Here is a 10,420-nt window from a genome sequence, read left to right as displayed (position 1 = left end):
AGATTCCTTCGACTTTTTCTACGCAAAGCCCCAGCAAAGTCTCGGAATGACGAATAATTCTTAAAACTGAATTGGGTTCAAGTCATATGGTAAATTCATTTTCGCCTTGTAGCTTTTTGGCGTTAAGAAATTTAAGCAGGGATTGGCAAGGGCACAGGCATCGTTAGCCTTTCCATTATGGGATTGAATACTGGAAAAGCAATCGAAATAAATAAACCCTAAACTAACCTAGTTTGCCTGTGTGCAGTAGGCCTTAAATTTTAGCCAAAAAGATACTCAGCGGCGGGGTTTTCCCTGAGTTGCTTCGCTTCAGGACAGGTTGGTTACTTTTTGGGCCTGTAGCAAAAAAGTAACAATGGTCATAACCAATGACTTGGTATTGAAATAACGGAAATGTAATATAAAAGTCACCACTGGTAAATTCATGTCTTTTCTAATAAGAAAGTAAAAGTATTAATAGAACCATTGCTGGTTAAACGTTTCATGGTGAATTTGGCTTTCTAAAGTGATTTTATCCCTGAAACCAGAGGTTTTCGTTCATTTCTTTCCCCCTGAGTTACTGTGCTCCACTTCAGGGCAGGCCTGCTGAAAAAAAGTAACAATAAAGGATAAAATGACTCCTAAAACACTTATAATCACCCTACAATATTCAATTTTACTATCAAATAAAACAAAAATCTTTAATAATGCGGTGTTTGTTTTTAACTTTATATGCCAAGCTAAAATAATGTTGGTGTTGGGTAATAATTAAAATTTAATTCTGAAATAAAAACATTATGAAATACATTATAGTAGTAATATTTTTAGTGACAGTAATTATTAATCCTGCTGTAAGTCAGGAATTGGATTCAATTCCTGACCTCAAATCCGTACCCTACCACTCACCTTCTCCACCTCCGGAATGGGCTTTGCTACAAAGGCAAATGATGGAAGCACTCTATCCTGCTGCCATGGAGTTTGTTGAAAAATACACCAATCCTGACGGTACTTTAATCTGGAGAGATGAATGGCCTGGAATGGATGGATCAGATGACGGTTATGAGAGCTTTTATAATTTCCCCTTGTATTATGCGCTAGGCGGACCAAAAGAAATAGATCTGCTTTCCAGAAAATTATGGGAAGGGGTTACCAGGCAGTTTACAGGTTATGGGCAGATTGTAGATGAATTTGATGCAGGGTATGATTGGATGCATCATGGAGAGTCCTATACTTATTTTTACTTTTTCGGCTTGGCAGATCCTACAGATAAAAAAATGCGGAACAGGGCCATTAAATTTGCAAAATTATATTTTGATGATGGTACCGAAAATTCCAATTTTGACAGTACCCTGAAGCTTATTCGTTCCCCCCTTACTGGAAGCCTTGGCCCTAGGTTTGTAAATACTGCTGAAGATTGGGTTACCCATAGACCCATTTTAAGCAATTATCCCCTTCCTTATGACGACATTCCCAATGTCACTTCTGGAAAAGACTGGAACAATGACAAAAAATTTCACTTTATTCTGGAAGCTTTAAATAACCGCATGATGAAGGGGGATGTGCCTTTAAATTTGGCTTCAACCAGTATGATGGTCAATGCCTATATGTACACTGGGGAGGACCAATATAAGGAATGGGTAACCTCATATGTCAAAGCCTGGAGGGAAAGGACTGAAAAAAATAATGGAATAATTCCAGATAATGTGGGCCTTACCGGAGAAATTGGAGAGTATATGGATGGCAATTGGTGGGGAGGGTATTATGGGTGGAAATGGCCTCATGGCGTCAAAAATAAGCTGGAAGCCACAACAATTGGTGCGTCTAATGCATATCTGGTTTCCGGAGATGAAAATTACCTGGCTTTACCTAATGCGGTTATAGCATCTGTTTCGAATGAAGCAAAGGAAGAAAATGGTAAAAAATTGGTTCCACACCGATATGATGATAGGGGATGGTACGACTTCCGTCCTATGGAACCCATGTATCCTACGCATTTATGGTACATGTCCCGAAAAAGTAATGATTGGGAAAGGGTAAAAGACTTGTTGGATCCTGAGGAAATGGGAAAACTGAATTATAGAAAAGGCAAAGGAGATGAAATTAACACGGCAACATGGTTAGGTTATTTAGAAGGGAAGGTTCCCACTTATCCTGTTGATATTTTAAAGGCAACATATAATGAAATGCTTTCCCGACTGGATAGGATCAGAAAAGATTCTTCTACACCGGATTTTCAGGATGTCCATCATTGGTTGAACCTGAACCCAGTTGTTTTAGAAGGAATTGTTCAGACCATGCTTGGTGCCCCTAACCACATATACCACGGAGGATTATTACATACTTCAGTTCGCTATTTTGATCCTGAAAATAGGAGGACTGGAATTCCTTCGGATATGGCAGCATTGGTTGAACAAATCACAGATGCCGGTATTTCCCTTACATTGGTTAATCTTCATCCAACCGAAACAAGAAAAGTTATCGTTCAAGGTGGGATGTTTGGAGAGCACCAAATCAAACGGGTAAATATGATCGACAAATATCCTTACCAATTTGATACAATCGATCACAAATTTTTTCAAGCTGAGATATCACCGGGATCGGTTGTGAAACTGGAAATTGAAATGATCCGATTTCAAAATCCTCCGACATATGCTTTCCCATGGCATGGTGAAAATATACCGGAAAAGGATATAAATTATTAGTAGGGTTCGTAGACAGCGGGGCCTCTGATTATCGTCATTGCGAACCCTTTTTTAGGAAGGTGTTGTGGAGGGAAAGGGCATGGCAATCTCATTACATTGGAGATTCCTTCGACTTTCTCTACACCAAGCCCTAGCAATGTCTCGGAATGACGTTTTTCGGTCACTGAGCTTGTCGAAGTGTACCGAATTAGCCATATACCATTTCGTCATTGCGAACCCTTTTTTGGGGAGGTGAAGTGAAGGAAAGGGTGTGGCAATCTTATAACGATAGATATTCCTTCGAATTACTCTGAGCAAAACTTCAGGAAAGTCTACTGATGACAGAAATAATGACTTACGGGTAAGGTGTCACTGGCATTAGCGGAAAGCCACTTTCACTGTTGAGCTAACGGAAGGCTAATGCCCTAAAAAGCCAACCCAATAACACCCCGGGTGGCACCTCCTGCGTCGGCTTACCCGGGGCTACAAAGATTGCACTCCGCTGGAGTGCTGCATTGAATACTGTCATCTTAATTCTGAGCTTTTAAAATGTTAAGTCTCGGAATGACGTCTTTCGGTCACTGAGCTTGTCGAAGTGTACCGAATTAGCAATATACCATTTCGTCATTGCAAACCCTTTTTTGGGGTGCTGTTGAGTAGGGAAAGGATGTGGCAATCTCAACACGTTGGACATTCCTTCGACTTTCTCTACTCAAAGTCTCTGAATGACGCATTTTAAATAAACCTGATTAGGGTTCAGTTCATATGATAAATTAATTTCCGCCTTGTAGATTTTCGACGTTAAGAAATTTAAGAAGCGATGGAAAGGACACAGGCATGGTTGGAATAGAATTTAGAGGATGAGCCTCTAGAAATAGCAATTGTTAAAAGCGAAACCATAGATACCGGAGTTTGCCTGTGTGCGGAAGGCCTTAAATTTTAGTCGAAAAGATACTCAGCGGCGGGGTTTTTTCGTTACTTTTTGACCACTGATTCACCTCAGGGCAGGCCTGCAGCAAAAAAGTGACAATGGTTATTTTATATAACTTGGTTTAGTAAAAAACTGGTTTGTAATTTAAAAATAATCACTGGCAAATTTCAACTAATAGGAAAGTAAAAGAATTAATAGAACCGTTTCTGGTTAAACGCTACATGATAAGTTTGGCTTTCTTAGTAATTTCATCCCTGAAAGCAGAGGTTTTCCGTTCATTTCTTTTCCATTGATGAAAAGAAACGAACCAAAGAAAAATCTAGCCAAACTAAACTTCCCCCCGCCAGGCCCAACCCCGCCTCGTAGTTTTGGCCCGGCCACCCCGCCCTGAGTTTGGCGAATGCGTTAAAAATCGTCCAATATTAATCAAATGATATATTAATTTCCGCCTTGTAGCTTTTCGGCGTTAAGAAATTTAAGCGGAGTTGGCAAAGGCACAGGCATACTTAGCCTATTAAAATTGGATTGAATTCCGAAAAAGTAATCCAAATAAATTTACCCTAAACTAACCTAGTTTGCCTGTGTGCGAAAGGCCTTAAATTTTAGTCGAAAAGATACTCAGCGGCGGGGTTTTTGGGTTACTTTTTTGACCACTGATTCACCTCAGGACAGGCCTGCAGCAAAAAAGTGACATTGGTCATAATCAATGACTTGGTAAAGTAGAAATAGTAATGCTTTTATGCATTGAACGGCTTTTAAATTTATACATTTAACTGATAGTAAAGCGTTCATTTCTTTTCCATTGATGAAAAGAAACGAACCAAAGAAAAATCTAGCCAAAACTAATCTTCCCCCCGCAAGGCCCAACGCCGCCTCGTAGTTTTGGCCCGGCCACCCCGCCCTTAGTTCAGCGATTGCGTTAAAAATCGCCCATCATTAATCAAATGATTATATTATATTCCGCCTTGTAGCTTTTCGGCGTTAAGAAATTTAAGCAGGGATTGGCAAGGGCACAGGCACCGTTTGGCGAAGTTTTTGGTTCAAGTAACATCCAGTAAGCAATGAAACAATAAAACCAAAACAAGGAGTTTGCCTGTGCGCTGGAGGCCTTTAATTTTAGCTGAAAAGATACTCAGTGGCGGGGTTTTCCCTTTAGTTGCTACACTTCAGAACAGTCACTAATAAAAAGAATCGAACCAAAGAAGATGCTAGCTAAAACTAATCTACAAAAACACATCTAACCTTTTCAATACCTTACCCGATCCTTTTTGTTAAAAAGTAAACCTTCATCCTGTAGCAATTGATAAACAGTGACTTTTCCCTGAATGTCATTGTTGATAAAGGAGCTAATCAGTTTATTGTGCAACATGGAACCACCTAATTTTCCAAAGGAATGCCCGTCTCGAATAAGCAATAAGGTGGAATTTGAATAAAACTCTGCCAACACATCATAACAAAATCTGGAAAGCAATTTGTCATGTACCGCACCTACAATCAATACCTTACCACTAAAATCCAGTCCCCGGTCATAATTCACCCCATAAACAGTGAAAGGTTGGTGCTCAAACTGCGTCCAGATTTCATGGCTTTCCAGAATCATCCACTTCGCCACCTTTGCGTCTGGTGAATGGGAAGCTGCATTATAAGTCAATCCATAACTGTGCTCGAAAAGCCTTACTTTCAGAGCTATATCCGCTTTTCCTATAGACGGTAACAGGAACTGCCATTTTAAATAAGTATAAAAGGCAAGGTCAATGTCTTCATTCCCGGTTTGTTCGTCACAAAGGTTTTCGGTTTTGTTGTACCATAAAAAATCAAGGTAGGAAGCTTTTTCAAGTGGTATTGCTTCCAAGCACTGTGAAGGGTTGGTAAGGTTTAGGTTTTTTTGAAGGTCAAACAATAAGGGATTGAATGAAATCAAGGATTTGACGTTTTCAGGGTAAAGGCCAAGGTAATAATGCAAGTAGGCAGCTGTACCGGAAAAGCCTATTAAATGTACTGGCCGATCTCCAAGCAAGTCTTTACGGATCCACTCTATGTCCCCTGCCTGTTGGTCCATATTCAGCAATTGATAAGCTTTTGCCCAATCAATTTCCCCTGTAGAATTGACAATTTTCAAAATTGCATCAGCATCATTCCTACCTTTGATATGAACGATATTAAATTCATCCGACAGTGGCTGGAGGTCTATGCTTTCCTGAAAATACTTGTCCAAAGGATCCTCAATAAGCAGAATGGTTTCCTTTTGCTTATCGTAGGGATGCACTAGTGTATAGCTAATTTTTATTTTCTTAGCATCCTTTGTATGATGATCCAGTGGTACAAAAAGGAAGTGAGTTGTATCTGAAGGAGGTAGGTTAAAACCTGTGAGTGCACTAAGAAACAGTAGAAAAGCTATCAAAATACTGTTTGTTTTTAGTTGACTATAGGAGGCCTTAAATATTTTTATTTAATCTCCAATATGCAGAAGATCAGTACTTAAAAATAACTTGTTTAAAATCTTAATCCAATTATGGATATAGTTTGGAGCGTTAAATCATCTTAAATAGGCTCTTTTGGTTCCTGGAGGGAGGGTAAGTCAAAAATAACAAATGTAGGGTCTTCTTGGAGGGGTGATTTATTGATCTTGTGATGGGGTGATTTGGTGATGTAGTGATGTAGTGATGGGGTGAGTTGGTGATCTTGTGATGGGGGGATTGAGCTTTAGGTATGGGGGGGGTATTTGGCAATGGTGCGCAGGCAGGTAGGGCCGCAGTCTATAGCATCGGGTTGTTTGTAGAAGGGAAATTTTGATTTCAAGTACAGGAGTATTTAAATCTAATCAATTATTTTCATCTTCAAACGGACAAAATCCCCATCTCATCATTTATATTTTCATAAATCCAAAATTTGACCGTCCTTGGCGAAATGTTTAGCAGGTTTCTTGATCAATTGCGGAACAAGGGATTCTCCAATCTGATTTAATTCTCCGTCGTAGGCTGTTAAATACACCTTGGTTTTCTTTTCATTCTCCTCAAATGAAAACCGATAAAAGACTTTGTTTTTCTCATCCCAAAAAGGGGGCAAAAAATTAATTTCCTACTTATATCTTCGATATTCTATCTGAAACGATTCTGAGGTTTCATGTTTCTTTATATATTCTTTCTCTTTTTGATTCGCAGTAAGTTGACTATTATATGTTTTCATAAATAGAGAGTCGACCTCAGTATCATACCACATTAAGGTGCTTATGATTTCGTTGGATAAAATCACTTTGTTACCGAATCTTTCTATGCCTACTTTTGGCCCCTGAGTCATATGAGCAATGGCTTTACCTGTATAAGTATATTTAAAACTATAATCAGGAATTTTCTCAAAACTCTTCAGCTCAATTTTAGAAATCTCATAGTCCTTCAGATACAGGATCCCCAACACATAATTTTTGTCCTTGTACCGATAACTTAATCCATATAGCCTCTCTGCGTTTGTATCAAGTATAACTCTTGGCCCAAATTGTTCACCACCTTCCATGGGATGCCCACCTAAGGAAAAGTTTTCAAAATAAACGGTATTTAGCTTTTCCCCGTCCAAGGAAAACAAGGAGGTTTGATTCATGCCAGTTAGTGTAATTTGGTCTTCGTTATATATTTTTATTACTGCCACATTACTCCCTATACCATTCGGGCCCTCTCTTTCAAAAGGGAACTTCTCTTCCAGACGCAACTCATCCAGGTTTATTTTCTCAATGGCAACATCGTTCTCATTAAAATTAAAAAGGTGTTTACCATCTTTGCTTAAATCAGAACTGAACAGCTGATATTGTAAAAATATAATTTCGTCACTAGAATCAATGAGAACCGTATCTAAGGAAAATTGCAGATTGGAAAAATAATCGGAGCGATTTTCAACAATATTTTCTTTACAGGAAATTAAGATTACAAGAATCAAATAGAATAAATACCGCATATATTTTTTCTTTAACATTTTCTAATTATTGGATAGAGGTAGCATTTGAGATAATTAAACACATTTTCTCTCAGAGAAAAATGTATGGTCCATCTTTCATTTCCGAGTAAGAGAACTCTAAATAGGCCATACCTTTTTAGTATATGGCCCATTAACATTAATTGAAGCAAATCACGGAATCTATAGACTATATGCTCCTAATTGGCTTGTGCAATTTCTGTCAATAACGTTATTCATCTCTGATTCAGAACAGTAGTTTCCCGTCCAGTATCCTATACGATCTATGCAATGGCAAGAACGATAATTGGATCCATCGGCGGAGCCTCCTTAAATCGTTGTCATTTGTTTTTGCTGCAACCCATCTTCTGCTGCCAGCTTAATTGGGTTAAATATAATAATTTATTTTTAATTCTTTAGTTGAAAGAGTTTTGAGGGGTAAATTTGGTGATGTGGTGATAAAGTGATCTTGTGATGTAATGATAGGGTGATGTGGTGATCTTGTGATGGGATAATGTGGTTTTAGGTTTTGGGGCCTTTATATTCTGTTTTATGTTTAGCTAGGATTTATCTACCAAAATCAGATTGAGCTTTACCAGTCTTCAGGCAAGTACAGCGACCAAACGTCATTGACTAGGGGAGGGAGCATGCCTCCGGCAACAAATATTTTGTCTTGGAAAACAAAAGCGGAATGTTCGTGTCGGCCGGGCCAGGAAATTTTCGGCTTGTATTCGATCCAGTTTATGCCATCCCGGCTGTACCAGGCGTCTCCCCAGTTTTTGTAAGGGTTGTTGGACCAGCTGCCCATTATCCAGATGCAGTCCCTGTAAACAACAGAAGAAAACCATATCCGCTCATTCCAGGGGGCAGCTTCGGTTACCTGTTCCCAATTGATGCCGTCTTCAGTGACCCAAACATCGTTTTTTGCATGGTATTCAGGGGTGTAATTGCCTCCGCCGAAAACATACATCTTTCCGTCAAGAACTGCGGATTGGTGGTAAGCTCTCGGAGACCAGCCAGCATCGGCAGTGGCCAATTCCCAATCCTTACCGTTTCCGGAGACCCAAACATCATTTTTAAGGCTTTTTTGATCTCCAAAATAGTAATTCTCTATACCACCCATTAACCATAACTTGCCTTTGAATTCCACTACGGTTGAAGCAATTCTTGGTGTCCAGGAGGCTGCCTTCTTTTCCAATTCCCAATCTTTTCCATTTGTGGAAGACCAGATACTATTGCTGGCAGAATGGCCTTCCAGCCGACCATTGTACCAACCTCCCATGACCCACATTTTGTCATCATAAACAACAGTCATGGGCAGATCACTGTGGATCCATGGTGCATTTGATGCTACTTTGTCCCAGTCCTTTCCATTAGGGGATGACCATACATCTCTTGGTGGCGCATGGTGGGAATCGAACCAGCCACCTAAAATCCAGAGTTTGTCTTTGTAAACCATTTCTCCTTGCGAATCCCTGGCTTGCCAGTCAGCTTTTTCGCTCACCTTTTCCCAATTGGGCAAAGGGTTTTGGGCTTTCAGGTCATTCACCAAAAGGCTAAGAAAAAGTATAGTGAGGAGGTAATTTCTCTTGTTCATTTTAGAAAGCATTTTACTAATTTACTCTTTTTCCAAAGCCCAATGAATACTATTGATCACCAATTGAATAAAGGGTGCTTGTTTGAAATCCGTAGGATATCCCAGTGAGGTGTAAAAAACCTTTCCACCATAAGCTGTATTTCTTGTCCACGCTATAGGTTCGATGTCGGATTTTCCTCTTGGCTTTCCATTCAGTAAAACTACCGCATTTGGATCTATAATTGGCTTTACTTTATATACCTGCCCCTTGCTCTTCCAATTTTTCAAATCGATGTCGGCTAAAATTGGATGGCCTTCAGCATCGGGGAAAGCAGTCACAATTGTCCCTAATTTCTCAGGGAAATAACCATTGTTTTCACAACCCAAGATGTCCGGTACAAAACCCCACCAACCCTCGAAACCGGGCTCCACTTCGTCTCTAACCGAAAACCCATGATTGGCTGTTCGCAAACCCACCAATGGTTTACCCGACCTCAGGTAATTTTTGATGCTTGTCATTTGGTCAAAAGGCAGGGCCAATCTTCTGCAAAAGACAACCAATAGGTCCGCTTCTTTTAGTATCTCAAGATTAGGAAAGCGATAGGCGCCATGTGTGCCCTCACCCTTTAGCACTGTAATTTTTAAGTTTTCATATTTTTCATCAAGCATCTCCGCAAAAGGAGGGACGGTAAGGTGTGCTTCATAGTTTAAAGGGTCCTCACTGATCAGAAACACCACATGCTTTTGTTCGAATCCCTTTTCCGGTGGAAAGGCTTCTGCATGCAAAGTTGTCGTTGAAAAGAGTAGGCAGAAGATATAAAGTGAGGTCAAAAGGTGTAGCGTGGTTTTCATTTTTTTAATAGATGTTTTACAAGTGTTTATAGGTGCTTTTCCCCGGATTAGCTGAGGTAAATACCCTTTAAGTATTTTGTTTATAGTAAATGATTTAAGGCAAATATTTATATAAGGACGATAGGATCTATATCCTATTTAAATTTTATCGGTTACGTTACCTAAATATGGTTTAAATTTTTAAAGTATTAAAATATTATCTTATAAAATATGGCTTAAGTAATAAATTTTACCGGACCCTGAGCGAAGTCGAAGGGGTAGGTTTAACGTTCAGTCCACCCTAAGGCTTCGGCTCCGCTCAGCCACCGGGAAAGGGTGATTTTGATCCGTTCGGATTATCGGATACGGTTTAACGCATAATCCTTATCATCCCCATAAATAATCAAAAAATCAACATTAAATCATCATTTCCGCAAATCCCCCTTTTTTCAAAGGGGGCAAGGGGGATTTCTACGAGAT

At 39.5% G+C, this 10,420-nt stretch carries 4 protein-coding genes and 1 pseudogene; 1 reads left to right on the top strand and 4 read right to left on the bottom strand.

The window, feature by feature from the left end:
* Positions 1-776 precede the first annotated feature (776 nt).
* Positions 777-2,681, top strand: coding sequence for a DUF8034 domain-containing protein (locus ADICYQ_RS23570; protein WP_020894109.1), 1,905 nt, complete (start codon positions 777-779; stop codon positions 2,679-2,681).
* Positions 2,682-4,837: 2,156 nt separating this feature from the next.
* On the opposite strand, the gene ADICYQ_RS23565 is transcribed toward ADICYQ_RS23570, so the two are convergent.
* The 4 genes and pseudogenes from ADICYQ_RS23565 to ADICYQ_RS23545 all read right to left on the bottom strand — a co-directional run bounded on the left by ADICYQ_RS23565 (position 4,838) and on the right by ADICYQ_RS23545 (position 9,961).
* Positions 4,838-5,992, bottom strand: a complete 1,155-nt coding sequence (locus ADICYQ_RS23565; protein WP_040417982.1) for an alpha/beta fold hydrolase — start codon at positions 5,990-5,992, stop codon at positions 4,838-4,840.
* Between the two features lie 473 nt (positions 5,993-6,465).
* Positions 6,466-7,536 (bottom strand): annotated as a pseudogene (locus ADICYQ_RS23555) (DUF4221 family protein).
* Between the two features lie 589 nt (positions 7,537-8,125).
* Positions 8,126-9,130 (bottom strand): Kelch repeat-containing protein, encoded by a 1,005-nt coding sequence (locus tag ADICYQ_RS23550; protein WP_235114879.1) that lies wholly within the window; start codon positions 9,128-9,130, stop codon positions 8,126-8,128.
* 21 nt (positions 9,131-9,151) lie between these two features.
* Positions 9,152-9,961, bottom strand: a complete 810-nt coding sequence (locus tag ADICYQ_RS23545) for a ThuA domain-containing protein (protein ID WP_081652430.1) — start codon at positions 9,959-9,961, stop codon at positions 9,152-9,154.
* Positions 9,962-10,420: the final 459 nt, after the last annotated feature.

Origin of the sequence: Cyclobacterium qasimii M12-11B (assembly GCF_000427295.1) — a bacterium.
Taxonomy (GTDB): Bacteria; Bacteroidota; Bacteroidia; order Cytophagales; family Cyclobacteriaceae; genus Cyclobacterium; species Cyclobacterium qasimii.
This window is presented reverse-complemented; position numbering and strand designations above follow the sequence as displayed.

Excerpts from the sequence above, each read along its gene's own strand:
- ADICYQ_RS23550 (WP_235114879.1), bottom strand. The coding sequence starts at position 9,130 with ATGAACAAGAGAAATTACCTCCTCACTATACTTTTTCTTAGCCTTTTG.
- ADICYQ_RS23545 (WP_081652430.1), bottom strand. The coding sequence starts at position 9,961 with ATGAAAACCACGCTACACCTTTTGACCTCACTTTATATCTTCTGCCTA.
- ADICYQ_RS23570 (WP_020894109.1), top strand. The coding sequence starts at position 777 with ATGAAATACATTATAGTAGTAATATTTTTAGTGACAGTAATTATTAAT.